This window comes from Granulicatella sp. zg-84 (assembly GCF_010892375.1).
Taxonomy (GTDB): Bacteria; Bacillota; Bacilli; order Lactobacillales; family Aerococcaceae; genus WM01.
The window spans coordinates 1-26787 of record NZ_WNJX01000011.1 but is presented as its reverse complement, the minus strand read 5'-3'; the positions used below and the strand labels follow the sequence as shown (position 1 = coordinate 26787).

General features: G+C 32.7%; 23 protein-coding genes and 1 other RNA gene. 7 read left to right on the top strand and 17 right to left on the bottom strand.

Features of this window, described 5'->3' with window-relative positions; translation table 11 throughout:
• Positions 1–82 precede the first annotated feature (82 nt).
• The 4 genes from GMA06_RS03695 to GMA06_RS03680 all read left to right on the top strand — a co-directional run bounded on the left by GMA06_RS03695 (position 83) and on the right by GMA06_RS03680 (position 5533).
• Entirely contained in the window at positions 83–820 is a 738-nt protein-coding gene (locus tag GMA06_RS03695) for a gamma-glutamyl-gamma-aminobutyrate hydrolase family protein (protein WP_163561739.1), read from the top strand.
• Positions 821–939: 119 nt separating this feature from the next.
• Entirely contained in the window at positions 940–2214 is a 1275-nt protein-coding gene (locus GMA06_RS03690; protein WP_163561738.1) for a replication-associated recombination protein A, read from the top strand.
• 48 nt (positions 2215–2262) lie between these two features.
• Positions 2263–4830: a transglycosylase domain-containing protein gene (locus tag GMA06_RS03685; protein WP_163545933.1), complete on the top strand. Its 2568-nt coding sequence runs from the start codon at positions 2263–2265 to the stop codon at positions 4828–4830.
• Between the two features lie 79 nt (positions 4831–4909).
• The gene (locus GMA06_RS03680; protein WP_163545932.1) at positions 4910–5533 is read left to right on the top strand and encodes a CPBP family glutamic-type intramembrane protease; all 624 of its coding nucleotides are present in this window, start codon (positions 4910–4912) and stop codon (positions 5531–5533) included.
• A 253-nt stretch (positions 5534–5786) separates the two neighbouring features.
• Here GMA06_RS03680 and rpoD read toward each other — a convergent pair whose 3' ends face one another.
• The gene (gene rpoD / locus GMA06_RS03675; RefSeq protein WP_163545931.1) at positions 5787–6905 is read right to left on the bottom strand and encodes an RNA polymerase sigma factor RpoD; all 1119 of its coding nucleotides are present in this window, start codon (positions 6903–6905) and stop codon (positions 5787–5789) included.
• A gap of 1 nt (position 6906) precedes the next feature.
• On the bottom strand, positions 6907–8760 hold the full coding sequence (dnaG, locus tag GMA06_RS03670) for a DNA primase (RefSeq protein WP_163561737.1): 1854 nt from the start codon (positions 8758–8760) through the stop codon (positions 6907–6909).
• A gap of 174 nt (positions 8761–8934) precedes the next feature.
• Here dnaG and GMA06_RS03665 point away from each other — a divergent pair, with 174 nt between their 5' ends.
• Positions 8935–9687: a DUF1189 family protein gene (locus GMA06_RS03665; RefSeq protein ID WP_163561736.1), complete on the top strand. Its 753-nt coding sequence runs from the start codon at positions 8935–8937 to the stop codon at positions 9685–9687.
• A 41-nt stretch (positions 9688–9728) separates the two neighbouring features.
• On the opposite strand, the gene GMA06_RS03660 is transcribed toward GMA06_RS03665, so the two are convergent.
• The 12 genes from GMA06_RS03660 to GMA06_RS03605 all read right to left on the bottom strand — a co-directional run bounded on the left by GMA06_RS03660 (position 9729) and on the right by GMA06_RS03605 (position 22515).
• The gene (locus GMA06_RS03660; RefSeq protein WP_163545928.1) at positions 9729–11033 is read right to left on the bottom strand and encodes a DEAD/DEAH box helicase; all 1305 of its coding nucleotides are present in this window, start codon (positions 11031–11033) and stop codon (positions 9729–9731) included.
• 67 nt (positions 11034–11100) lie between these two features.
• A complete protein-coding gene (locus GMA06_RS03655) occupies positions 11101–11790 on the bottom strand; it encodes a DUF1129 family protein (RefSeq protein ID WP_163545927.1) in 690 nt (229 codons plus the stop codon).
• A gap of 149 nt (positions 11791–11939) precedes the next feature.
• Positions 11940–13040, bottom strand: coding sequence for a redox-regulated ATPase YchF (ychF, locus tag GMA06_RS03650; RefSeq protein ID WP_163561735.1), 1101 nt, complete (start codon positions 13038–13040; stop codon positions 11940–11942).
• A gap of 13 nt (positions 13041–13053) precedes the next feature.
• A complete protein-coding gene (locus GMA06_RS03645; RefSeq protein ID WP_163545925.1) occupies positions 13054–13281 on the bottom strand; it encodes a DUF951 domain-containing protein in 228 nt (75 codons plus the stop codon).
• A 120-nt stretch (positions 13282–13401) separates the two neighbouring features.
• Complete coding sequence (locus GMA06_RS08480) at positions 13402–13545, bottom strand: GNAT family N-acetyltransferase (RefSeq protein ID WP_240328830.1); 144 nt, start codon at positions 13543–13545, stop codon at positions 13402–13404.
• A gap of 173 nt (positions 13546–13718) precedes the next feature.
• Positions 13719–14615 carry a ParB/RepB/Spo0J family partition protein gene (locus GMA06_RS03635; RefSeq protein ID WP_163561734.1) on the bottom strand — a complete coding sequence of 299 codons (897 nt, stop codon included), beginning with the start codon at positions 14613–14615 and terminating at the stop codon, positions 13719–13721.
• Positions 14605–15372 carry an AAA family ATPase gene (locus GMA06_RS03630; protein WP_163545923.1) on the bottom strand — a complete coding sequence of 256 codons (768 nt, stop codon included), beginning with the start codon at positions 15370–15372 and terminating at the stop codon, positions 14605–14607. The genes GMA06_RS03635 and GMA06_RS03630 overlap by 11 nt, the downstream gene beginning before the upstream one ends.
• 9 nt (positions 15373–15381) lie before the next feature.
• A complete protein-coding gene (gene rsmG, locus GMA06_RS03625; RefSeq protein WP_163561733.1) occupies positions 15382–16101 on the bottom strand; it encodes a 16S rRNA (guanine(527)-N(7))-methyltransferase RsmG in 720 nt (239 codons plus the stop codon).
• A gap of 150 nt (positions 16102–16251) precedes the next feature.
• Positions 16252–17235, bottom strand: coding sequence for a ribose-phosphate diphosphokinase (locus tag GMA06_RS03620; RefSeq protein ID WP_345940869.1), 984 nt, complete (start codon positions 17233–17235; stop codon positions 16252–16254).
• Positions 17236–17324: 89 nt separating this feature from the next.
• Positions 17325–18701: a bifunctional UDP-N-acetylglucosamine diphosphorylase/glucosamine-1-phosphate N-acetyltransferase GlmU gene (gene glmU / locus GMA06_RS03615; protein WP_163561732.1), complete on the bottom strand. Its 1377-nt coding sequence runs from the start codon at positions 18699–18701 to the stop codon at positions 17325–17327.
• Positions 18702–18793: 92 nt separating this feature from the next.
• Positions 18794–21808, bottom strand: coding sequence for an ABC transporter permease (locus GMA06_RS03610; protein WP_163561731.1), 3015 nt, complete (start codon positions 21806–21808; stop codon positions 18794–18796).
• A 5-nt stretch (positions 21809–21813) separates the two neighbouring features.
• Positions 21814–22515, bottom strand: coding sequence for an ABC transporter ATP-binding protein (locus GMA06_RS03605; protein ID WP_163545918.1), 702 nt, complete (start codon positions 22513–22515; stop codon positions 21814–21816).
• 120 nt (positions 22516–22635) lie between these two features.
• Here GMA06_RS03605 and GMA06_RS03600 point away from each other — a divergent pair, with 120 nt between their 5' ends.
• Positions 22636–23163 carry a TetR/AcrR family transcriptional regulator C-terminal domain-containing protein gene (locus GMA06_RS03600; protein WP_163561730.1) on the top strand — a complete coding sequence of 176 codons (528 nt, stop codon included), beginning with the start codon at positions 22636–22638 and terminating at the stop codon, positions 23161–23163.
• A 31-nt stretch (positions 23164–23194) separates the two neighbouring features.
• On the opposite strand, the gene GMA06_RS03595 is transcribed toward GMA06_RS03600, so the two are convergent.
• The 3 genes from GMA06_RS03595 to GMA06_RS03585 form a co-directional block, all read right to left on the bottom strand.
• A complete protein-coding gene (locus GMA06_RS03595; RefSeq protein ID WP_163561729.1) occupies positions 23195–24043 on the bottom strand; it encodes a lipoate--protein ligase family protein in 849 nt (282 codons plus the stop codon).
• Positions 24003–24350 (bottom strand): arsenic metallochaperone ArsD family protein, encoded by a 348-nt coding sequence (locus tag GMA06_RS03590; RefSeq protein ID WP_163545915.1) that lies wholly within the window; start codon positions 24348–24350, stop codon positions 24003–24005. The genes GMA06_RS03595 and GMA06_RS03590 overlap by 41 nt, the downstream gene beginning before the upstream one ends.
• Before the next feature lie 186 nt (positions 24351–24536).
• Positions 24537–25631 carry a glycerol dehydrogenase gene (locus GMA06_RS03585; protein ID WP_163545914.1) on the bottom strand — a complete coding sequence of 365 codons (1095 nt, stop codon included), beginning with the start codon at positions 25629–25631 and terminating at the stop codon, positions 24537–24539.
• A gap of 596 nt (positions 25632–26227) precedes the next feature.
• On the opposite strand from GMA06_RS03585, the gene ssrA reads away from it, so the two are divergent.
• Positions 26228–26594: a transfer-messenger RNA gene (gene ssrA / locus GMA06_RS03580) on the top strand.
• Positions 26595–26787: the final 193 nt, after the last annotated feature.

Sequence of the window (26787 nt, the reverse complement as noted above, 5' to 3'; positions counted from 1 at the left end):
ATCAATTCATCATACTTTAGTTGCATTATTTTTATAATCGTGTATGATATTCTCATACTATTTTAATTTAGGAGGTCATTCCATGACAAAACCAGTAATAATTGGCATTGCCGGAAATCAGCTCACAAACGACACAACATTGATCAATAATTTAGGGATTGCGTATACACCCCTCAATTTTGTAAAAGGTGTCTGTCAAGCTGGTGGACTTCCTGTTATGTTACCCATTCAAGATTCTAAACATGCAAAAGATTATATAAATGCTATTGACGGATTGATTTTAGCAGGTGGTCAAGATATTTCTCCTAGCTATTATGGAGAAGAACCTATTTTAGAGTTAGGTACTACTTTACCCATTCGAGATGCATTCGAATTTTCGCTTTTAGAAGAAGCACTAAAACAAAATAAACCTGTTTTTGCAATATGTAGAGGATTACAACTTGTAAATGTATTTTTAGGAGGTTCTCTTTACCAAGATATTCATAAACAAACAAACTCAACCATTCAACACTTACAAAAAACAGATCCTCATTATGTTGCACATAGTTTATCTATCGAAAAAGATAGTTTATTACATCGTATCTGGCAAACAGAAACAACATATGTGAATACCTTTCATCATCAAGCTGTTAAAACACTTGGTTCCTCTTTACGTGCAACGGCTTTTTCACCAGATGGATTTATCGAAGCGTTTGAATGGGAAAATAATAGCCAATACTTATTAGCTGTGCAATGGCACCCTGAAATCTTATTACAAGAACATCATGAACAATCTCGTGCCTTATTCGAAGATTTTGTTAAACAGTGTGCATCACACTAAAATAGACTACCAGTGAGTTAAATCGATACTTTCGGTTTAACTCTTTTTTATCAATAGGATAAAAGTGTTTTTTTATAGGTTATTTGTTATACTTAACAAGAAAAGATAGGAGGTATGTCATGGTTAAACCTTTAGCATTTCGGATGCGTCCAACACATATTGATGATATTGTCGGACAAGAGCATCTCGTTGGTCAAAACAAAATCATTCGTCGTATGGTAAACGCTAAAAGATTATCATCAATGATTTTATACGGCCCTCCAGGTATTGGAAAAACAAGTATTGCCAGTGCTATTGCCGGTTCAACACAATATGCATTTAGAATATTAAATGCTGCAACAGACGGCAAAAAAGATTTAGAAGTTATTGTGGAAGAAGCTAAGTTAAGCGGAACAGTTATTTTATTGCTAGATGAAATTCATCGTTTAAATAAAGTAAAACAAGATTTTCTACTTCCTCACTTAGAAAAAGGCTCTATTATTTTGATTGGTGCCACAACTGAAAATCCGTATATCTCAATTAATCCAGCTATTCGTAGTAGAACACAACTATTTGAATTATATCCACTCTCATCAGAAGATATAAAAAAAGCCATTTATAAAACTTTATCAGATACTAAAGACGGTTTAGGGAATTATGCCGTAAACATAACAGAAGATGCTGTGACATTTTTAGCAACAGCAACGCATGGTGATTTACGTCGATGCTTAAATGCTTTAGAATTAGCAGTTCTATCCACACAAAAAAATGCTGATAACACCATTGATATTGATACACAAGTTATCAGTGAGTGCTTACAACAAAAAGTGTTAGTACATGATAAAGACGGAGATGCTCATTACGATACTATTTCAGCCTTTCAAAAATCAATTCGAGGTAGCGATGTAGATGCTTCTTTGCATTATTTAGCAAGACTTATTCAATCACAAGATTTAATATCCATTATTCGAAGATTACTCGTCATTGCTTACGAGGATATTGGATTGGCAAACCCTACAGCTGTGGATAGGACGTTCAATGCTGTTCAAGTAGCAGAAAGACTAGGTTTTCCCGAAGCAAGAATCCCTTTATCTATGGCTGTTATTGATTTAGCATTATCACCTAAATCAAATTCAAGTATTACAGCGATTGATAAGGCACTGGCTGATTTAGCATTATTTGAAAATCTAGAGATACCTGCTCATTTAAAAGACAATCATTATAAAGGTGCTAATGAACGTGGGCATGGTCTAACTTATAAATACCCACATCACTATCCAAATCATTTTGTTTCTCAACAATATTTACCAACGACTTTACAGCATCAAACTTACTATGTACCTGGTAATACTGGAAAATATGAGCATCAATTATATCAACTTTGGAAACAGTATCAAACAACTGATAAAGAATAGCCATAAACAAGTTTTTTTGGTATAATTGTCAGCAAAGTGAGGTATTTTATGAACGAAAATAATTTGTTTAATCGTATCAAACGATTTTTTAATAGTCCATTTAGTCAAACTGGAAAATCTATTTTTAATATTAGTTATACTGTCATTCAAAGACTAATCTTAATTGGTACGCTAGGCCTTGTCTTACTCGGTGTATGTGGACTAGGGATTGGTTTAGGTTATTTTGCCAATATTATTTCACATACGGATATTCCTTCAGAAACATCTTTAAAAACAAGTTTAGGTCAATTAAATCAAGCTTCTAGCTTATACTATCAAAACGGCGAATTGATTTCTGAAGTACAGTCCGATTTAACACGAAAAATCGTTTCTTCAGAAGATATTTCTGATTACGTAAAAAAAGGTATTATTGCAACTGAAGACAGTTATTTTTATGAACATAATGGTATCGTACCTAAAGCCGTTTTACGTGCGACTTTACAAGAAGTGTCTGGAGCAAGTAGCCAAACAGGAGGCTCTACACTGACACAACAACTAGTTAAACAGCAATTATTAACAAATGAATTAACATTTACACGAAAAGCAAAAGAAATTTTATTGGCAATGCGTGTCGAAAAATATTTTTCAAAAGACGAAATTTTAACAGCATACTTAAATGTATCGCCATTTGGTAGAAATAGTGACGGTCAAAATATTGCCGGTATTGAAACTGCTGCTGAAGGTATATTTGGAAAATCTGCCAAAGATTTAACATTAGCACAAGCTGCTTTTTTAGTCGGTTTACCTCAATCTCCTTATGTCTATACGCCATATACAAATGCAGGAACAAAAAAAGAAGATTTTTCTTACGGTATTCAAAAAATGAAAATCGTCCTAGATGCTATGAAACGTCAAGGTTACATTTCTGAACAAGACTATCAAGAAGCATATAACTATGATATTTCACAAGATTTTATCGAACGAACAAATAAACAACGTCCTGCTCAAACGTATTTATATCAACGTATTCATAAAGAAGCCATTGAAATCTTAATGCAACAGCAAGTCGAAAAAGAAGGCAGATCATGGGAAACAATCAGCAGTTCTGTTGACTTATACAATGAGTATTATTTTAGAGCAGCCGATACTTTAGCTTCATCTGGCTATAAAATCTATTCAACGATTGACAAAGACATTTATAACGCTATGCAAACAGCTATTTCAAATAGTGCTGTAAAATTAGGACCAACTTATGAAACACCATACACAAATCCTGAAACAAATGAAACGACAACAGTAAATGAACCACCTCAACTCGGTTCTGTTGCTATTGAAAATAAAACAGGTAAAATTTTAGGATTTATCGGGGGAACAGATTTTAACACATCCCAAATTGACCACGCATTTGCTACAAGACGTTCTCCTGGTTCTACAATTAAGCCTTTATTGGTTTATGCACCAGCGATTGAAAATAATTTAATTTATCCAGCAACGATGTTAGCTGATACGCAAATTTCTAGATTACAACAAGACGGTACTTACTGGACCCCTTTAAATGCTAGCGGTAGCGTATCTAATCAATTTATTTCTGCACGTCAAGCATTGAAACAATCTCTAAATAATCCAACTATTCATTTATATGGTTCGATGCTTGCAAGAGGTATTCAAACAAATACATATATGAATGCCATGGGAATTACAGCTATTCCTGCAAATGAATATGCAAATGAAGCGGCATCTGTTGGAGGATTTTCAACTGGACCAACTGTTTTAGAACAAACAAGTGCCTTTACAACATTTGCTAATAACGGTGAATATGTACCAGCATATATGATTGAACGCATTGAAGACAGAGAAGGTAATGTCGTTTACGAACACCAATCTACTAAAAATAGAGTATTTACTGAAGATACAGCTTATTTAATGAGAAGTATGTTAACTGACTCTATCAATGGAGGTACGACACAATACTTTAAACAATATCTAAATTTCTCTTTCCCAGAAGCTTATGGGAAAACAGGAACATCTGATTTCTACTTAGATATGTGGGCTATTATTAGCACACCACAAATTACTATCGGTCAATGGGCTGGTTGGGACAATAATCATGGTGTCAAACACGTCTTTCCAATCGATAATGCATACGGAAATGTGTCTGTGAGAACACAACAAGTATGGGCAGATATTGCAAATGCAATGAGAGCGGCAAAACCTGAATACTTTGATACATCACAACGATTTAGCCCTGCTCCACCGTCTATTACACAACAAGCTGTATTAGCTTCAACAGGAACATTAGAGGGAAGTATTGCTGCACCGGATGGTTCCCAACATCCTGTTTCAGGAGAAAAAGTTGTCGATCTATTCTCAAAATCAAGACCGCCATTCCCTATTTCTTATTATTTCTCACCGGGGGCAAGTGATAAAGATTTAACAGATTTTTGGAACAAACTCATTAACGGAGACAAAGAGAAAGAGGAAAAAGAAAAAGAAGAAAAAGAGAAGAAAGAAAAAGAAGAACGTGAAAAGGCTGAAAAAGAAAAACATCAGGACGAAGAATCTACCGATTCATCAACATCATTAGAAAATTGGAGAGACTTTTTAAGCCGCTACACATTTAGAAGTACTAGTAACTAATATATAAAAGCTACACTCTGCATCTTTGGAGTGTAGCTTCTTCTATACCTTCTTTTATAATAATATAGGAGTAGATATTATGAAAACAATACGTCATCTTTTACTTTTGCTATCCACCTGTATAATTGGATTTACATATCTTCAATTACATACTTTTTCTATTTTTACACCTTATCAACCTTATATAAGTATTCTTTGGAACATGACATTATGCATACTTATCGGTCTACTATTATCATGGCATGCTTTTTTATCTCAGTTTAAACAATTTTCTATCGTATCAACACTATGTGGTATTCTTCTTGTAACTCTTGTTGCATATATAGGGCATTATTTATATAGTCAATATATTGGTACTCCACCTATCAATCGTTTCTCATCACAACTGTCTTGGCAAGTTCTTTTATATGCACTTCCTTTTATGCTAATAGGAGAAGAATGTTTAAGCACTAATTTACTCATTGCTTTTTCTGGTTTAAAACTACCTTTTTATATGAGTACAACGATTGTTTCTTTTCTTTTCGCGATGTGGCATTTACCAGTATTTCATAATCAATATTTTTATCTTTTGTTGACTATTTTTCCAGTTAGACTACTATTAAATATTTTTTGGAAAAAATCTAATAGTATATGGGTAAGTTTTATGATTCACTATGTTTTTGATTTATTAGCATTTATTGTCTTTTATCACGTACCATTATAAATAATAAAATTATCAAAAAATTTACAGTACTATACTAAAGAGGTAAACTAACATTTGTAAGCATTAGTTTACCTCTATTATATATTGACTTTTCTACTGAGAATAATACTTGAACCATACAAATTCTATTGCTCTATTTGAATAAACCAATATAAACATGTCTCCAAACTACCTTAATTTAACGAGAATCCTTTTTATTTAAAAAATCGTGTTGGTAGGATGTCATCCACCAACACGATTTGACGAAGAAATTTTATTCTAAAAAGTCTTTTAATTGTTTTGAGCGACTTGGATGGCGTAATTTACGCAATGCTTTTGCTTCAATTTGACGAATACGTTCACGTGTTACACCGAATACTTTCCCAACTTGCTCTAGTGTACGCACATTACCGTCATCTAATCCAAAACGTAAGCGTAGTACGTTTTCTTCTCTATCCGTTAATGTGTCTAATACTTCTTCAAGCTGTTCTCTTAATAAAGCATAGGCTGTATGCTCTGCTGGACTTGTTGCACCATCATCTTCAATGAAATCTCCTAAATGTGAATCTTCTTCTTCACCAATAGGTGTTTCTAATGATACCGGTTCTTGTGCAATTTTTAAAATATCTCTTACTTTATCCGCAGGTAAATCCATTTTGGCTCCAATTTCTTCTGGAGATGGTTCACGCCCTAATTCTTGAACTAGTTGTCTTTGAATACGCACTAATTTATTGATTGTTTCAACCATGTGTACTGGAATACGAATTGTTCTAGCTTGATCGGCAATCGCACGTGTAATAGCTTGTCTAATCCACCATGTTGCATATGTAGAAAATTTAAATCCTTTTGTATGATCAAATTTTTCAACGGCTTTCATCAAGCCCATATTACCTTCTTGAATCAAGTCTAAAAACTGCATACCACGTCCAACATAGCGTTTCGCAATAGACACAACTAATCTTAAGTTTGCCTCTGCTAAAAGTTGTTTTGCTTCATGATCACCTTGTTCAATACGTAAAGCTAAATCAATTTCTTCATCAGCTGTTAGCAATGGCACACGACCAATTTCTTTTAAATACATTCTGACTGGATCATTGATTTTAATACTTGAATCTAAATCATCATCTTGAATACTATCTTCTAATAAATGTACGACTTCATCTTCTTCTTTTTCTAACTGTCTAGCAGTTGGATTTCCTGTTTCATCAACAACACTTACAGCATTATCTTCAAAACGTTGAATAAGCGTATCCACATCATCAGCGTTTAATTCATAAGGAATGGCAATACGGTCGGCTAACTCTTCATAAGTGACTGTTCCAAACACTTTTCTTTCTGAAAGTAGTAACGCAATAGCTTCTTCCTTTGTTTGTGTTATTTTGTTTTCTGCCATATTACACTCTCCACCTTTTATTTATTTTTTTATCCAATACTTGTATCATTTCCAGTAAACGAGTGACTTCATCTTTATTTACTGATTTTGCAGCTTCGCTCACCTGAGCAACTAAGACCGCTCTCTCATCTTTTAACTGTTCAATTCGCAAAACCTCTAATAAATCTTGCATTTCCTCTGAAGATACGGTTTCTTGAAAATCATCGGTTAGTATACTTGCGACAGTATTTTTTAATTCACTACTCGGTACATAATCTAAAAAGTCATAAATATTGTCATCAAAATGATGTGTTTTTCTATAGTCAACATAGTACAAATAAACGTTTTGATAGACATTATCTAAAAATGGAATATCTTGTAAAGTTTGTACCGTTTGAAAAGCCTCTTGACTTGTAAACAAGCGATAGAGCAACTGTCGTTGTGCCTTATCTCTAGCTTTTAAAATTGTTTGACTAGGTTGTAACAATGAAATATCTAAGATAGACACATCTTTTTGATAATACCGCTCTTTGTTTTTATTTTTTTGACGCTCTTTCTTTTCAAATACAGCTAATTGTTGATTTAACGCATTCATCGGCAAATGAAATTCATCTGCTAAATCTTGAATGTACATAGCACGTGTGGTTAAACTTGTTTCAAATAATACTTGTTTTAATAAATCATCTAAGTAATCAATTTGGCTACGTTGTGTATCCAATGTATATTGCATTCGGTAAAACCGCTTATAAAAATGAAAAGCTGTTTCTTGATCATGAGCAATATAATTTAAAAAGTATTGGTTCCCTTTTGAACGAATAAGTTCATCTGGATCCATGCCGTCCAACATAGGTAAAACATAAATGTCAAATTTACCATGCTCTCTAAATAGTTGAATGGCCCTATCCGTTGCATTTAACCCTGCATGATCACCGTCATAAGCAATTAGTACCTTATTTGCTAATCGTTGCAACATGTTGATTTGTTCCACTGTCAAACTCGTACCCATTGATGCTACACTATTTGTGATACCCGCTTGCCACGTCGCAATGACATCCATATACCCTTCACAAAGCATAAACTCTGTTTGTTTACGTATATTTGCTTTAGCTAAATCTAAATTAAATAAGAACGCGCTTTTTTGAAAAATCAATGTTTCAGGACTATTTAAATATTTAGGTGCTTTTTTATCATCCTGTTCGGACGTATCTAAATAAATACGACCAGAAAACGCTACGCATTCACCTTTATCGTTACGCAATGGCACCATTATTCTATCAAAAAATCTATCTAAAAAACTTTCTTGATAAATGGAAAATAAACCGGATTGTTCCATTAGTTCTTTCGTATAACCTTTTTGTATCAATAACTTTGTTAAAAGATCTCTTGAATGTGGTGCAACACCTAATTGAAAGGTACGAATGGTTTCATCTGTAATACCTCTTTGGTATAAATAAGAAAGTGCTTCTTCGCCCTCTTTCGTATGTACGAGTACATGATGATAAAAATCAGCAGCCAAATGATGTATCTCTTTTAAGGTATCTATTTGCTTCGTTTTTGGACTTTTCTCTATAACGTCCTCAGGTAATTCTAATGGTAAATGATTCAAATCAGCTACTTTCTTAACAGCTTCTGGAAATGTAATTCCTTCCTTTTCCATAAAAAATGAAAAAACATTTCCTGCTCTACCACAGCTAAAACATTTATAAATTTGCTTTTCTTCGGATACAGAAAAAGACGGTGTACGTTCTTCATGAAATGGACAAAAACCAAAATGATTTTTACCACTTTTTTTCAAAGAAACATATTGATCAATAATATCCACAATATTGGTATGCTGTTTAATATATAGTATCTTTTCTTCAGGTATCATAACCATATTGTACCCACCTTAAGCATTTTTTGACCATTAAAACTCAATTATCATGATAACATCAAATAGTATTTGGTGCAAGACAACAACTCATTATTTTCTTATTTCATTAGTGAAATATTTGAAATTACATACTAAATAAAGTATAGTAAAGAAGTTAAAAAAAGAAGGAGGTCTGATGTGTTAAAAGTACTACTCTTATCATTTCAAAATCCAAAATTACTTTTACAAGTAACATTACTCCCTAGAAAAATGATTGTGCAACTCACACTATTTTTAGCAGTATTGATTTCTTTACCAAGTATGGCGAGAAATATTTATACAACAACACAACTAAGAAATGACTTAACAAAAATTTCGTCACAATTACCCGACTTTTACTTAAAAAATCATCAAGCCATTGATGAAACAAGTAAAAAGAGCCAAGCTATTCAAACCGATAATGTGTATTTTTTATATGATAGTCAAAACAGTATTTCTAAAAGCACCATCGAAACAATTATTTCTAAAAATACAATGGTTCTTATTTTAAATGATAAAACATTAAGTATTTATACAGTCGGTATGAATGTTTCAAACATGACTATTTCAAATGATTTTTCAAAAGATAGGTTAACCCAACTAATCAACGGTTTTAATAATAGTCTATACTTATTGTATCTTCTAGTACCATTTTTAATGATTCTTACGTCTTTACTGACGGTACTCGTTAACAATATTGTTTTTAGTTTAACGTCAAATATGTTTTTTTTAACAACCAGACGTAAAATAAGACGTGATTATTTATGGAGAGTTTGTTTATTTTTATCTGCTTTACCTTATATGATAATGACTGCATTAGAATTATTTGGTATTTATATCTCCATAGGTATTGCATTAGCTACGGCTTACATTATTTTTCAACAACACCGTATTTTAAAAGATATTTTGTAAAGAGAAGTCGGCGTATATTTTCTATACACCGACTTTTCTCTTTATTTTCTTTTTTGTTGTCTACGTTTTTGTCGTTCACGTTTTTCAATTTGTGTTTTTAATTTTCGTTTATAACCAGGTTTTACATTTTGCTTGGCTTTTTTTACCATACCTGCAATAACGGTATCATGCTCTTTTTCAACAATTTTTTCTCTTTTTTCACGTCTATTTCTATCAAAAGTTTCAACTAACTCGTTATCTTTCAACACTACTGGTGTAAATTGAACACCACGTTTTTCTAATTGTTGTACTGCCTGATCTTGATCTGGAGCATAAAATGTAATGGCTGTTCCAGATAATCCATTTCGCCCCGTACGTCCCACACGATGAATAAAGAAATCTAAATCTTTAGGTATATCCATATTGATAACATGTGAAACACCTTCAATATCAATACCTCTTGCTGCTAAATCTGTTGCGACAATATATTGATAATCTAATTGCTGAATTTGTTTCATCAATCGTTTTCTTTCACGAGCAGGAACATCGCCATGTATCATGGCTACTTTTAATCCACGCTCTCTCAAAGTGGTCGTTACTTTTTCTGCCTTTTGCTTTGTATTCACAAATACCATGACTAAATAAGGTTGCCCAATATTTAAAATTTGGTATAAAATATCTAATTCATTTTGTCCTTTAGTCGACAAAAGCTGATTATGAATAGTAGACGCCACTATTGTTTCTGGTTGAAGATTAACTTCAACTGGATTTTCCATATATTTCTTTAAAAACGGTTTTAATTTCTGTGGAATAGTTGCTGAAAACACAAGCATTTGTAATTCTTTAGGGAATTGAGAAGCAATCTCATCAACTTCTGGTAAGAAACCTAAATCTAATGTCATATCTGCTTCATCAATTACAAGTGTTTTCGCTTTATATACTTTTAACGCTTGCTCTTTCATTAAATCTAAAATCCGACCAGGTGTTCCAATCACAATATGTGGTTGACTAGCATTTAATTTTGCCACTTGGCGTTGTTTATCCGTACCACCAACAAAATTGGAAATTGTAATATCCGTTTCTTCAACTAACTGTTTGGCAACATTAAACAACTGATTAGCCAACTCTCTACTTGGAGAGGTAATCACTACTTGTACATCAGGTTTACTTACATCCACACTAGCAATGAGTGGTAATAAAAAACTATGACTTTTCCCTGAGCCTGTTTGTGATTGTCCAATAACATTTTTTCCTTGTTGTACTAATGGAATAATTTCTTTTTGAATATGTGTTGGGGTTTTAAACCCTAATTTTTCCAAAGCTTTTTCTATAAATTCTGGAAAATGGTATTGCTTAAAAGTTTCCATACATGCCTCCTTATCTCTCTTTTAAATGAGTATGCTTGTAAGAAATTCTTACAAGCATACTTTTTCGTTAAAATAGTCCACCACGAATATTTAATTTTTTCTTCAAATAGAATTTTGCACCTAATGTGATAACTCCAATGATTAAATAAATAGATTTATCTAAAACAGGGTTGATGACTGCTGGAATAAAACTTGTGACAAAAATACCCGACACACAAATTAACATCGTTAAAATTGTAATCATCAAATATTTAAACAATGCAACCCATTTATGCGTCGATGCTTTCATCATTTCTTGATACTTAGGAGATGCTTTCGTTAATACTAACATCGCCAATCCCATAATCACATAATTAAGCAACATAGACACAATCCCTAACGACTGACTATTAGCAGAAATTCCTGTCATAATCATAAAGAATGACCCCATAAGTAGTCCACCGTCTAAAAATAATTTCCAGTCAGGAGACGGTTTTGTTTCATCTTCTTTCGGCCCTTCTAAAATACGTTTTGTCTGTTCAGCAACTGTTCCATACAACTGTCTTGCCGTTTTACCTGTTTTTTGATTTTGAATAAGTTCTTGCATCATTGTATAGGCTAAACGCTGTCTGTCTAATTCTGATACATTCGCTAAAGACAATGCTTTATCTAAATCATGAATGTATTGTTCATTTCTTTTTGTTAACTGTCCCGCCAATACTACATTCTCTTTAGCATAATCAATGTGTTCAATAACTTCTTTCTTTTTGGCTACCATTACTACTCGCCTCCATTTATATCTGTTTGCATATCATCTTTCTTTGACTGTTCTAAAATACCATCCATAGAAAGTTTTTTATTTTTTATTTCTTCTACTTTTTATATTATCCTAGCACAATACGACCATACAGTTATTTCATATAATGATTATACATTAAATCTAAATAACATAATATCCCCGTCTTGAACAACATACTCTTTTCCTTCTAAACGAACACGTCCAGCTTCTTTTGCTGTTTGCATATTTCCATAATGTAATAAATCATCATACGCTACCGTTTCTGCACGAATAAAACCTCGCTCAAAATCAGAGTGAATAATACCAGCACATTGAGGAGCTTTCATACCACGTTTAAATGTCCATGCACGTACTTCTTGTTCTCCTGCTGTAAAATAAGTGCCTAATCCCAATAATGTGTAGGCTTTTTGAATTAAAATATCTAATCCTGACGTTTCAATACCGAAATCTTTTAAATATTCTATTTTTTCATCATCTTCTAATTCTGCAACTTCTTCTTCAATTCTAGCACATACGACAACGACTTCTGCATGTTCACTTTCTGCGAATGCTTCAACATGTTTAACATAGTCATTTGTACCACCATTAGATAAATCATCTTCTGAAATATTTGCTACATATAAAACAGGCTTTGTTGTCAATAAGAATAAACCTTTCACAATCGGTAACTCTTCATCAGCAAATTCAACTGTTCTTGCTGATTTCCCTTCTTCCAACGCAGATTTTAAACGTGTTAAAATATCCGCTTCAATCATGGCATCCTTATCTTTTGATTTTGCTAGTTTGGCCACACGCGCTAAACGTTTATCTACACTTTCTAAATCGGCTAAAACAAGCTCTAAGTTAATGGTTTCAATATCTGCTAATGGATCTACTTTTCCGTCAACGTGTGTAATATTTTCATCTTCAAAACAACGCACCACATGACAAATCGCATCTACTTGTCGAATATGACTTAAAAATTTATTGCCTAAACCTTCACCTTTACTTGCACCACGTACAATACCAGCAATATCTGTAAACTCAAAGGTTGTCGGTACTGTTTTTTTAGGTTTAACAAGTTCTGTTAATTTTTGTAAACGTAAATCAGGTACTTCAACCACACCCACATTTGGATCAATGGTTGCAAACGGGTAGTTTGCCGCCTCTACTCCTGCCTTTGTAATTGCATTAAATAGTGTTGATTTACCAACATTTGGTAAACCAACAATGCCTGCTGTTAAAGCCATTTCTTTTTCTCCTTTATTTTTCCACTGTTTGTGTATGTATCGGTGCAACTTTCACCAATACTTTTTTTATTTTTTTATTAAAATCATTGCGTGGCATTAACACAAGATGCCCACAATGTTCACATTTTATCCGAATATCCATGCCCATACGAATAATTTCCCAACGATTCGTTTGGCATGCATGCGGCTTTTTCATTTCAACAATATCATGTAAGCCATAAACCTTTTGTTGTACTGCCATAGATTTTACCTTTCTTTTTTGTTATAGTCGTTTCACAAAAAAATGCTCTGAGTACGCATCATCTATTTGCTCATAAAAACCAACTTCTTCGTAATCTAGTGCTAAATAGAAATCTCTACCTTACCAATTAAATGTATCTAGTCGAATAATATTGACACCTAATTTTTTTGCACGAGTTTCCATTTCTTGCATCAACATTCTTCCTAATCCTTGACGTCTATACGCTTCATCAACAAAAACTTTCGAGGTATATAAATGCGGCATGTTGTCAAAGTTGCCGATAAACCTGCAATCAATTTATCATCTTGTTTCATACCAATTTGAATGTCACCTATTTTTTTGTATGTTATATATTGTTCATCATATATTTGCAACAATTCATCAAGTATATCACTTTCTTCATTTGATAATGCCACTATTTTATATATAATACTCTCCTAATCAAATTGAATATTTAATATATCTAAAATACGTGTTAAATCATCTTTAGATAAATATTCGATTTCAATCTTACCTTTATTACCTTTTTCAATAATATGTACAGATGTACCAAACTTATCCGTTAGCCGCTCTTCACTTTCAACCACATAATACGGTCTGCTTTCACGTTGTTTTTTCGTTTTTGTATGAGGTTGAGGTACTAACATTTTTTGTACGATCTCCTCTAATTGACGAACAGTCAAACCTTCTTTAATTGTCTTTTTGGCTAATGCTACAATATCTTCCTCTTTTTCAAGGGTTAATAGTGTTCTTGCTTGACCCATTGTCAACTCTTGATTTTCTAACATCACTTTAACAATTTGAGGTAATCCTAACAAACGAATGTAATTAGCTACATACGGTCTACTTTTTCCTAGACGTTCTGCTACTTGCGCTTGTGTTAATGACAATTTTGTCATTAATGTATGATACGCTTGAGCTTCTTCTAGTGGATTTAAATCTTCGCGTTGTAAATTTTCAACCACAGCAATTTCAATCATCAATGGTTCATCAAGTTGTCTAACAATCGCAGGTATACTTTCTTTCCCTGCTAATTTAGACGCACGTACACGTCTTTCTCCAGCAACAATCTCATATCCCTTAATACTTGACTTTCTTAAAATAACGGGTTGAAAAACGCCAGTTTGTTTAATAGACTCTGCTAATTCATTTAAAGCCTGCTCATCAAATGTTTTTCTTGGCTGATAAGGATTTGGACGAATATCACTCAACAAAATTTCTTCGACTTGTTCATTATCTAAATCAATCGTCTCAAAATCTTCCATTGGACTAGAAAATAAAGCACCAATACCTTTTCCCAAACCTTTTGTTTGTTTCTCTTTTTTAGTTGCCATTATCTAACACTTCCTTTGCTAAGTCTAAATATAGCTTGGCACCTTTTGAACGTTTGTCGTAATCAATAATAGCTTGTCCATAGCTTGGTGCTTCTGATAAGCGTACACTTCGCACAATAATCGTATCATACACTTTTTCTTTAAAATATTTACGTACTTCTTCAACTACTTCTGCACCTAAATTTGTGCGTGCATCTAACATCGTTAAAAGTACTCCTTCAATTTTTAATTCTTTATTGAAATTTTGATGCACCAATCGAATTGTATTCCATAATTGTCCTAATCCTTCTAACGCATAATACTCGCATTGTACAGGAATTAAGACAGAGTCACTTGCTGTAAAAGCATTTAACGTCAATGCTCCTAAAGCAGGGGGGCAATCAATTAAAATATAATCGTATTCATCAATAATCGGTTGAATAGCTCTTTTTAATAATTGTTCTCGTCTTTCTACAGCATACAATTCTAATTCAGCACCTGCTAAATTGATAGTGGCTGGTACAACCCATAAATTTTCACGACTAGATTCAAAAATAGCTTCTTTGATGTTTAAGTCATCGACTAAAACACTATATATGTCTTTATGTTCAACATCAGCTTTATTGATACCTAGACCGCTGGTCGCATTTCCTTGTGCATCACTATCAATTAACAATACTTTTTTTCCTAAATAAGCTAAGGACGCACCTAAATTGATAGCTGTTGTCGTTTTACCAACGCCACCTTTTTGGTTTGAAACTGCAATAACTTTTCCCATACTATCCTCCTATCTAATTGGACTTTTAGCCGGTATACCAGCTTTTCTTGGATATTTATTTGGTGTTTCTTTTGTCTTTTTCACAATAATAATATGCCGACTTCCCGCATCTTGCGGTAATTCAAAAGAAATATCATCTACTAATTGTCCACCTAATAATGTGATTGCTTTTTGACTTTCTTCTTTTTCTTCTTGTGTACTAGCAGCTTTCATCGACACAAAATAGCCACCTTTTTTCACTAAGGGCAAACAAAATTCTGTTAATAAGTTCAATCTTGCCACAGCTCGTGCGGTTACAATATCAAATGTTTCACGATATACTTTATTTTGACCAAATTGTTCTGCTCTATCATGATAACAAACAACGTCTTTTAATGCTAATACACGAACTAACTCATTCAAAAAGGTAATACGTTTATTTAATGAATCAACAATGGTTATATGCAAATGTGGTAGTGCAATTTTTAATGGTATACTTGGAAAACCTGCACCTGCACCAACATCACAAACACGAATGGGTTCATTTAATAAATCTGTATGAATGGCTAATGTTAAGCAGTCATAAAAATGTTTCAAGTACACATCGGCTTGGTCTGTAATAGCCGTTAAATTCATCTTTTCATTCCATTCCACAAGCATACGATAATACGTATCATATTGTTTTTCTTGTTCTTTTGTTAAATGAATACCCTGTTTTTCAAGTAATAATATAAACTGTTCAGGTGTCATACACTTCTCCTTTATAGAGCTCTTTTAGACAGTAAAACTCACTTTATACTTTACCATAAATCCGTCTATTTTTCTATACTCAAGCAAAAATATAGATATAACAAAAAAAGACGTGAAACAACTCAACGTTGTTTCACATCTTTGAACTCATTATTTATGTTTTGAAAATTTTTCAATGAATAGTGGACTGACTGGTCTATTTTCATGAATACGTGTAATTGCTTCTGCCATCAATTCAGAAACAGATACCGTCACAATTTTTCCGCCTTGTTTTTCTTCTGGTAAATCAATCGTATCCGTCACAACAACTTCTTTAATAATAGAGTTATTTAAACGTTCAATTGCTGGGCCAGATAACACAGCATGCGTACAACATACATAAACGTCTGTTGCATGTCCTACTTCTTTTAATGCATTCGCTGCTAGAGAAATAGTTCCAGCTGTATCAATCATATCGTCAATCAAAATACATGTTTTCCCTTCAACATTCCCAATAATGTTCATAATTTCGGCAACATTGTCTTTCGGACGACGTTTATCAATAATCGCAATCGGTGCTTTTAAGAATTCAGCTAATTTTCTTGCACGTGTTACACCACCATGATCTGGTGATACCACGACAACTTCTTCTAAATCTAAATCTTTTTCCAAGAAATAATTTGCCAGTAACGGAGCACCTAACAAATGGTCTACCGGAATATCAAAAAATCCTTGGATTTGTGCAGCATGCAAATCAACTGTTAATAAGCGATCTGCTCCTGCTTGAGTTATCATATTGGCTACTAATTTTGATGTGATTGGTTCTCTCGGTTTTGCTTTTCTGTCTTGTCTTGCATAACCATAATATGGCATAATCACATTGATTGTTTTCGCACTCGCACGTTTTAATGCATCAATCATAATCAATAATTCCATTAAATTATCATTGACTGGATGTGATGTTGACTGTACAACATAAACGTGACAGCCACGTATACTTTCTTCAATATTGACTTTAATCTCTCCATCGCTAAAATGTGAGACCGTTAATTTCCCTAATTCTACTCCAACAGATTCAGCAATTTTTTCGGCTAAAGGTCTATTTGAACTTAGAGAAAAAATCTTCAACTTTGGATCAGAATAATGTACCATTATGAATTCCTCCGATTATAACAATTATTTTTTAACACTACCCTTATAATACTCCTATTGGTACCGTTTTTCCAGTAAAAACCATACTTTTTTTAATCTTTTTTCGCATAAGGAAGTTTAGTCGCATAATCTTTTTTATTTTCTTGTTTTCCTCTAGCAATCGCAAGAGCATTATCAGGAACATCTTTTGTAATCGTTGAACCCGCAGCTATAAACGCACCATCTCCTATCGTTACCGGAGAAATGATATTAGCGTTACATCCTATAAAACTATCGTGACCAATCGTTGAATGATGTTTATTTTTTCCATCATAATTCACAACAACCGTACCACAACCAACGTTGATACGTTCACCTAATGTTGCATCTCCAACATACGTTAAATGACCCATTTTTGTATCATTACCAATCGTTGTATTTTTTACTTCAACAAAGTTTCCAACATGGACACGCTCATGTAAAATTGTATTCGGACGAATATGTGCCATTGGACCAATATCTGAGAAAGAATGGATATAAGATTTTTCTAAACAAGAAGATTTTACCGTGATATGATTTTCAAGTGTCATATCAACTAATTCAGAATTCATACCAATGAAACAATTTTGTCCAATCACCGTTTTTCCTTTTAAGTAAACATTTGGTTCAATAATCGTATCTGAGCCAATTTGTACATCACTATCAATATATGTCGCATTAGCATCAATTAGTGTTACACCATTTCTCATGTGTTGTTCATTGATACGTTTCCGCATTAGTACATTCGCTTGTTGTAAAGCAACTCTATCATTGACACCTAAACTTTCTTCTAAAGAATCCATTTGATAAGCTGTCACGATTTCTTGATTGTTTTTCAAAATTTCAAGCACATCTGGTAAATAATATTCTCCTTGTGCATTATCATTATTAACATATTCTAACGCTTCAAACAAAGCACGATTATCAAACACATATGTGCCTGTATTAATTTCTTTAATCAAACGTTCTTCTTCTGTTGCATCTTTATGCTCAACATTTTTTAAAACATGCCCATTTCCATCACGAATGACACGTCCATATCCAGTTGGATCATCTGCAATTGCAGTTAAAATGGTTGCTTTCGCTTGTTTTTCTAAATGATATGCCATTGCTTTTTCAATCGTTTCTGCTTGAATAAGTGGTGTATCGCCACATAGCACAATCGTGATACCATCTTTATCACCTAAAAATGATTTCGCTTGTTTTACAGCATGGCCTGTTCCTAATTGTTCCTCTTGCAACGCATAAACACAACGATCTTTCATCAAATCTTTCACATCATTAGCACCATGGCCTACAATCGTTACAATTTCTTTAACGCCTGATTTTTCAACTTGAGAAACAACATGCTCCACCATTGCTTTTCCACATACATGATGTAAAACTTTATATAACGAGGACTTCATACGTGTCCCTTTTCCTGCGGCTAAAATAATCGCAAATTTATTCATGTTACATCTCCTTTTTCTTTACTCTTTACATAGTATATACCACTTTACAACAAGATAAAAGAGATGTTCGTCTAAAACACCTCTTTTATTATTTATTCAACTGATTTTAAAGCTTCTAGCATATCTACTTTTTTTAAATAACGATGAACAATATATCCTAAACCAATGAGTAGTAGTATCAGCAAAATAGTAGGAAGTATATAAACATACATTGCCACATTTGGATTAAACATAATATTATCTGGTGGTACCATGCCAATAATATATTGATGCAAAAGATGTCCTAATCCAAATCCAACAAAAACACCAATAATAGATAAATACATCGTTTCTTTATAGATATATAAAGTTACTTCTTTATCATAAAAACCTAATACTTTAATCGTTGACAATTCTCGAATACGTTCAGCAACATTGATATTAGTTAAATTATATAAAATAACAATAGCTAATAGCACAGACGATATAATCAAGACCGACATGACTTTATTCAATGATGTCACAACTGTTTGAATGAGATTTTTATACGTTGTATTTTGTGCCACAGCTTTGACACCACTCAACATCATAAAATCAGTTGCTTTCTTTTGAATGTTTTCGTCTGTATGAACCATGGATTTCACTAAATACGCATTTATTTTGAATGGCTTATTGAACACTTCTTCATAATAGTGTTTCGTAATAAACGCAAAATGCCCCATATACATTTCCGTAATGCCTGAAATCTTCATGCTCCATTCATTTTTGTTTTCATCAAGAAATACAACTGTATCACCAATCTTAACATTTAGTAACATTGCCAATCTTTCCGATAAAACAATACCTCTATCTGTTAAATCAATCGATTTTTGTGTTTGCCGATTTTGAAGTTTTATATACTCTTGAAAAGCTGTTTTTTGTTCATTATCAACAGCAATCATTGTTATTTGTTGTTCATCTTTTTTTACTCCTGCAACTTTTATCAATGTTTGAGAATATGTCGGTAAAAAAGATGACACATCAGAAGATGACAATGCATGAGATAAATCTATTTTTTCTTGTGATGTCATATGATTTTTTTGTGCCACAATCATATCGTATATCACAATATCACCAAACTGTTTTGTACTCAATTCTTCAATGGATGAACGAATACCTAATCCCGTATATAAAAGTGCTATCGAACCAGATACACCAAAAATAGTCATCAACATACGTTTTTTATATCGGAAAATATTACGAGCTGTTACTTTTTGTGTAAAACTCATACGTGACCAAATAGGTGTTACATACTCCAATAAAATTTTTGCCCCCGATACGACAGGAGGTTTTGGCAACAATAATTGTGCCGGTTTAGCATTTAATTCTTTTTTAACAACTAAATACGCAGGTAAAACAGCACTAATGAAAGCTAACAGGCATGACAAGAAAATATATTCCGGATAAATATATAGTTCAATTTTGGGGATACTTACACTATGACTATACGTATCATAAATAACATTCGGAAGAACAATATGCCCTAGTAAAACACCAATTAGTGTACCAATCATACTTGCTGTAAAGCCGTATATTATAAATTTTTTATAAATATCTTTATCGGTATAACCCAATGCTTTAAACGTCCCTATAATCAAACGTTCTTCATCAACAAAACGTGTCATTGTCGTAAATGTTACTAATGCAGCTACAAAATACAAAACAATGGGAAAGATATTTCCAACAGCATCAATCACATTTGCATTACTTTCATACGAACGATATCCGGCTGACCACGGTGTTTCTCGTCTAGTATACACATGATAAACAGGTTCTTCTAATACGCTCAATTTTTCTTTAGCATCTGCTAATTTTTGTTCTCCATCACTTATATCAACATCCGCTTTTTGTTTTTGTACAAAATACTCTTGCCGTTTATTTGTAAGTGATTCTTCATTTATCGATAAATCTCTTTCTTTTTCTTGAAGAGTTTTTAGTCCTTGCTCATACTCTGATACACCGTTTGTGTATTGCTCTATTTGTTCATTTAACTGGGCTTGTCCTTGTTCATAAGATTGTTTTCCAGTTTCTAATTGTACAGCTTGTTGTTCCCATTGTTCTTTTGGTAAAATAGCAATCGCTTTTTGAAGTGCTACTTCTTTTTCTTGTAGCATTTGATAAGTTTCATCAAGTTGAAATTGAGCAATGGCAAGCTCTTCACGTGCATTATCTAGTTGAATTTTCCTTTGTTGTAATGTTTCTTTGGCTTGTTCAAGCTTTTCTTTCCCCTCATCAATACGTTCTTTGGCATCTTCTAATTGTGAATGTGCATCTGTTAACGTTTGTTTAGCATTCTTTAAGTCACTTTCTTTTTCATCGATTATTTCTTGTGTCTTAGATACGATACTATCCAATCTCTTTTTAGGTTGTTGCTTCAACAATGTTTGCACTGTTTCTTTGTATGCGTGTACCTTTTGTAAATACATTTCTTGGTACGGATTGGCACCTACTAAATCGTGGTAAGATAAACGCGCAATCATATAAACCGAACTGTCAAATACTTTTTCTGTCACAATACCATAAGCAGATAACTCTCCTGTTCCAACAGTTGTCACACCTAAATCAACTTTAGATAATATATCCGTTGACCGTATATACCCGACCACTTTAAATGTATGATTGTTTAATTTATCTTGTTCTCTTGCTTCAAAAGTCAATGTATCCGATAGTGCCACTTTATCTTTTTGCATATCAAACACAGCAATTTCATCTTCTTTTTCAGGCAAGCGCCCTTCAACCAGCTCGTATTGTGAAATATTTTTTGGTTTTGACAGCAAGCGATACGTTTGAGTCGTATCTTTTAATAATACATCACTAAAATAACCATATTCAATGAACGCTTGTTGAAAAAGTGTTTCTAATAAATCTTGGTCGTCCTTATCTAAACCATAGTCACTTAACACACTTATATCTGCCGTTTGATGTGTTTTAAAATAGTGTTGCCCGGTTACTTGCATATCTGGTGCTGTCACTTTTAAACCTACTAAAGCAAAAGAACCTAATGCCATTAACGAAATGATCGACAAAAAGCGCCCTTTTGATTTAGAAAACGATTGCCGAATATCTTTCCAAAATATTTTTCTTTTCATACCTTTTAATACTCCAATTCTTGAATATCTTTAGGTTTCTCATTCACTACAATATTCTTCACACTCGCATCATGCATATAAATCACTCGATCTGCAATAGGGGCTAATGCACTATTGTGTGTCACAATAATAACTGTCGTTCCTTTTTCTCGTGCCATGTTTTGTAAAATCTGCAAAATATGTTTTCCGGTTTGATAATCTAATGCTCCAGTTGGTTCATCACATAATAAAATTTTAGGGTTTTTAGCAACTGCTCTAGCGATTGCTACACGTTGCTGCTCTCCACCAGATAATTGAGCAGGAAAGTTATGGATACGGTTTTCTAAACCAACATCCTTTAATACCATTTGTGCGTCTAAAGCATCTTTAACAATTTCAGATGCCAATTCAACATTTTCTTTTGCTGTTAAATTTCCTACTAAGTTATAAAATTGAAAAACAAAACCAACATCTTCTCGTCTATATGTCGTTAATTCTTTTTTTGAATATCGTTCTATATGAATACCGTCGATAATAATTTCTCCCTCATCGTTCGTATCCATTCCACCTAAAATATTTAATACTGTTGATTTACCTGCACCCGATGCACCTAGTATAATCACAAGTTCGCCTTTTTCAATAGAAAACGTCACATCACGATTTGCAATAATTTCTGTTTCTCCGACTTGATAGCGTTTATAGCTATGCTTCATTTCAATATAAGACATTTATATCCTCTTTCTGTTAAATAAACAACATGTTGATTTAATACTACCTTCAGTATATAATCAGCATATCTAAAAAGCAATAAACAATCCATTTCAAAGTGTTCATATAAAGGAGATACAATGCAACAACGTCACACAGAAACAAAAACCCTTATAAAAAAAGTCTTTACAACATTACTATTAAAACATGATTTTGAAACTATTACTATCAGCATGATAACACGAGAAGCACGTATCAACCGTGGCACATTTTATTTGCATTATCTTGATAAATACGATTTATTAGAACAATTAAAACAAGAATTGACCTCTAATCTATTTAATATTATTCTTATTGATAATCCAAATGAACATACAATTGATATTATTATCGAGGCTTTAACTTATTTAAAGAAAAATTTTGATTTCATTTATGCATTATCTATGAACCAAAGCGTCCATTTAGCAATAGAAATCCGAAAATTCCTAGAAGAATTATTAAAAGTAGCACCTGTTTTACATCAAAAAATTTCACAATATAAAAGTCTTCCGTTCCTATATGCTAAAGAGGTTTTTTTCTCCAGCATGGAGGCAATTATCCTTTATTGGATAAAAACGGGTGCAAATGAAACACCTCAAGAAATGGCACAAATTTTAAATAGTATATAAAAAGACCTATCGAAATCATTTCAAATAGGTCTTATACTTTTTTATTTCTTTCAATCATTTTTTCATAAAAAGAGTGGTATTCTTTTCTTAGAGTATCTGTTATTTGAAAAGTTTTTAAATCAACATTTTTAGATACTAATAAATCGATCATCGCCATTTTTAAATCATTGACGGTCAATGATACGTCCAATAAATCGGATAAATTTGCCATAACCTCTGGGTGAACCTCTGGAAATTTAAAGGTCGTTTCTTCGTCTTGCAAACCTGAAACGTAAAAATCTCTAATAAGTTCTCCTCTTTTTTGTTGATTACCACACACGCTTAAATAAACAGAAATAGACACACCCTCTTTAAATCGTCTTTGTGCAATACCTGCGAATTTTTTCCCATTTATACTTAAATCAAAATCTCCAGGACAATAAGAATGTTCAATTAAACGATACTCCACAGATGCTTTATATGGTTTTAATAATTCCTGAATAAATGTTGTCATAAATAAATAACCATCTTGAATAGAGAATTTGTCATATTTTAATTTTGGTATCACAAATGAAAAATTCAAAATCCCTTCATCCGCAACAACAGCTAATCCTCCCACATTTCGTACAACAGCACGATAGCCATGCGTGCGAATATGTTTAATGCCTTTGTCACAATATGGCAAGCGTCTATCTAGCATACCTAAAATAACAGTATCTTGCATTGGCCAAATGTGTAAAATTGTTTGGTTAATGTTACGATTTACTTCACGTAAAAAAACATCTCCCCAAGCAAATGGTTGGTATAGTTGTTCAGAAATCATCATTTTATCTTCAAACACATATAAAGGCGTTTTAAAATTAGTGGTGATGTCCACAACAACATCCTCCATTACAATCATGTTCATGCTCTTCTTCGATACTAAATTCAATGCCACTATGTGTTATAAATTCTTCATTTGTTAAATGTGCTGATTGTTTCACTAACACATCATCAATATATGTTAGAGGTAAAATGTTATTTGTTTGTTCATTTATCAATGTTTCAACTTTTTCAGGAAATACATCTTTTCCATAAACCACATAAGCTGTTTCAAAACTATCTAAACTACCTAAGCCTTCAAGAATTAACTCAACACGTTGTACTTCTTGTCGAGTATCAAAATCATCAGTTTCATTCACTAATTTATCAAATACTTCAATTTTCATGATGACATTCCTTTCTTAAATCAATCTGTCTATACGTATCTTATCATATCCGTTTACAATATGGAATTATTGTCTATTTTAGCCAATAAAAAGGTTCTTCTTCAAATCGTATTGGACCAATACGATTTGAAGAAGAACCCAAAAAAAGAGCGATAAGCCAACCTTATCGCTCTTGCATTAACACATTTATTTCGCTAAATTTGTCACGTAAGCATCAACAGCTAAAATAGCAGCCGTTACATCTTCTGCCGTTACTTTGAATGGCATTTGATGAATCGTTTCCCCTTCAATAGTTGCTTGTTGTCCAACTTTTAATAAGTCTTCATAACTTGCATTTTCAAGATGTAATTCTTTTAATGTTGTTGGTAATCCAAGTGATTGATAGAAATGAATGTATTTATCTAATTCTTCTTTTGGAGCATTTTCTAATACAAGTTGTGTTAATGTACCATACGCAACTTTTTCACCATGTGTTAAATGATGGATATCTCCTGTTAAAGCTGTGAATCCATTATGAATAGCGTGTGCAGCTGCCAAACCAGCACTTTCAAAACCAAGACCACTTAACAATGTGTTAGCTTCAACTACTTCTTCTAATGCTTTTGTCACAACTTTTGCTTTATTACTTGCCATTGCTTCTAATCCTTTAGCAAACAATGTACGTTCACATGTTTGTGCAATTGCAATACCTGCAAGTGTTTGATAACCTCCTGCCATTGTTTCACCATTTTTTTGTAAAACAGCACGAGCTTCTACCCATGTTGCCAATCCATCAGCAATACCTGAGGCTAATAAACGTGTTGGTGCTTGACTAATAACTTTTGTATCCACAACGACTAGTTCTGGGTTTTTAGAATAGAAAATATATTTATCAAATGCACCTTCATCTGTATAAATAACAGATAAAGCAGAACATGGAGCATCTGTTGAAGCAATTGTTGGTGCAATAACTACTGGTACTCCCATTAAATCAGCAATCGCTTTGGCACTATCTAATGTTTTACCACCACCAAGACCAATGACAACATCGTTTCCTTCTGCTTTCCCTACTGCTACAACACGATTCACTTCATTATCTGATGCTTCACCATTAAATGCTACTCGAGTTGCACTGAACTCATTTTCTGATAATGCAGTTAAATATTTTTTTCCTACAATATCATATACAACATCATCACAAAGTACGAGTGGTTTTGTTCCTAATGCTTTAATATGATCTAAGCTTGTAAATAAAACATCCTTTCCTTGAATATAACGAGATGGACTTGCAAAAACTTTCATAATTTCCTTCTTTCTATGTGATTACTTTCACATTATGTATTAAAAAAAGCTTTTTTGCCTTTATTTAATTAAATCATACATCAAAATCCTACTTTTCGCAAGCGTTTTTATTTTATAAAAATATGAAATACTGTTTTAATAATAAATAAAATTTCAATACCCTACATTGTCTTGTAGATAGTTTTATTCAAATTAATTATGTTAAAATTTACACAAAACAAAAAGCTATATATAATCTATAAGTTTATGATTTTTTCTGAGTATACCATAAAAATAACTAATATTTTTCACTCCAACGTTGATACAAAGTGATTAAATGTTAGACTTTTCTTTATTTCCTAACTTCCAACACTATACAACAATTATAGTTTGGTTGATAAAACAATACTAAATTTATTATATTAGGCGATAAATCTTTCTTTAATACACACATTTTTATATGATACCAAAAAATAATCGTTCATAATACATATCATTATATTTTCAAAATGATAAATACCATTTATTAGAGTCGCATTTATTTTTCATCTGAAAAAGACGGTAGCTTTTTACTTTGACTTTTAATGACTTTCCTATATAATGAATTTATATAACTTGGGGGCGTTACGGATTCGACAGGCATAGTTTGAACAGTTAAGGCAATTCGTAGGCGATGGCTACGTTAAAACATCACAGTTTAAATATAACTGACAAAACACAAAATAATTCTTTCGCTTTCGCTGCGTAAAAAACAGTGAGCGAAGATCTGCCTTACTTCTCCCATGAGTAAGTGACAGGTCTTAAATGAATGGGATACGTTACAAACTTACATCTGGAGTGCGTAAAAGAGATTTATCAGATTAGCAACTTTTAATGCCTGTTTATTGGCTAAAAAGAAGTGAAATATAAATAGATAAACTATAATTGTAGAATTGATTGTGGCAATATGTTTGGACGCGGGTTCGACTCCCGCCGCTTCCATATTCATAAGAAAAAAGAATGAACATGAATCTCTTAAAAAAATGGCTCTATAATAAATCGTGTTGGTGGGAATAATCCACCAACACGATTTTGTATATAAAAGTGGACAAAAAAAGAGAAATACCTGTATGATTAAATCACCACAATTAAACAAGGAGGTATTTCTCATGGATTATTATACAAAAAAATTATTGAC

Coding starts and splice junctions, on each gene's coding strand:
- GMA06_RS03695 (WP_163561739.1), top strand. CDS start 83: ATGACAAAACCAGTAATAATTGGCATTGCCGGAAATCAGCTCACAAAC.
- GMA06_RS03690 (WP_163561738.1), top strand. CDS start 940: ATGGTTAAACCTTTAGCATTTCGGATGCGTCCAACACATATTGATGAT.
- GMA06_RS03685 (WP_163545933.1), top strand. CDS start 2,263: ATGAACGAAAATAATTTGTTTAATCGTATCAAACGATTTTTTAATAGT.
- GMA06_RS03680 (WP_163545932.1), top strand. CDS start 4,910: ATGAAAACAATACGTCATCTTTTACTTTTGCTATCCACCTGTATAATT.
- rpoD (WP_163545931.1), bottom strand. CDS start 6,905: ATGGCAGAAAACAAAATAACACAAACAAAGGAAGAAGCTATTGCGTTA.
- dnaG (WP_163561737.1), bottom strand. CDS start 8,760: ATGGTTATGATACCTGAAGAAAAGATACTATATATTAAACAGCATACC.
- GMA06_RS03660 (WP_163545928.1), bottom strand. CDS start 11,033: ATGGAAACTTTTAAGCAATACCATTTTCCAGAATTTATAGAAAAAGCT.
- GMA06_RS03655 (WP_163545927.1), bottom strand. CDS start 11,790: ATGGTAGCCAAAAAGAAAGAAGTTATTGAACACATTGATTATGCTAAA.
- ychF (WP_163561735.1), bottom strand. CDS start 13,040: ATGGCTTTAACAGCAGGCATTGTTGGTTTACCAAATGTTGGTAAATCA.
- GMA06_RS03645 (WP_163545925.1), bottom strand. CDS start 13,281: ATGGCAGTACAACAAAAGGTTTATGGCTTACATGATATTGTTGAAATG.
- GMA06_RS08480 (WP_240328830.1), bottom strand. CDS start 13,545: ATGCCGCATTTATATACCTCGAAAGTTTTTGTTGATGAAGCGTATAGA.
- GMA06_RS03635 (WP_163561734.1), bottom strand. CDS start 14,615: ATGGCAACTAAAAAAGAGAAACAAACAAAAGGTTTGGGAAAAGGTATT.
- GMA06_RS03630 (WP_163545923.1), bottom strand. CDS start 15,372: ATGGGAAAAGTTATTGCAGTTTCAAACCAAAAAGGTGGCGTTGGTAAA.
- rsmG (WP_163561733.1), bottom strand. CDS start 16,101: ATGACACCTGAACAGTTTATATTATTACTTGAAAAACAGGGTATTCAT.
- glmU (WP_163561732.1), bottom strand. CDS start 18,701: ATGAATAAATTTGCGATTATTTTAGCCGCAGGAAAAGGGACACGTATG.
- GMA06_RS03610 (WP_163561731.1), bottom strand. CDS start 21,808: ATGAAAAGAAAAATATTTTGGAAAGATATTCGGCAATCGTTTTCTAAA.
- GMA06_RS03605 (WP_163545918.1), bottom strand. CDS start 22,515: ATGTCTTATATTGAAATGAAGCATAGCTATAAACGCTATCAAGTCGGA.
- GMA06_RS03600 (WP_163561730.1), top strand. CDS start 22,636: ATGCAACAACGTCACACAGAAACAAAAACCCTTATAAAAAAAGTCTTT.
- GMA06_RS03595 (WP_163561729.1), bottom strand. CDS start 24,043: ATGATTGTAATGGAGGATGTTGTTGTGGACATCACCACTAATTTTAAA.
- GMA06_RS03590 (WP_163545915.1), bottom strand. CDS start 24,350: ATGAAAATTGAAGTATTTGATAAATTAGTGAATGAAACTGATGATTTT.
- GMA06_RS03585 (WP_163545914.1), bottom strand. CDS start 25,631: ATGAAAGTTTTTGCAAGTCCATCTCGTTATATTCAAGGAAAGGATGTT.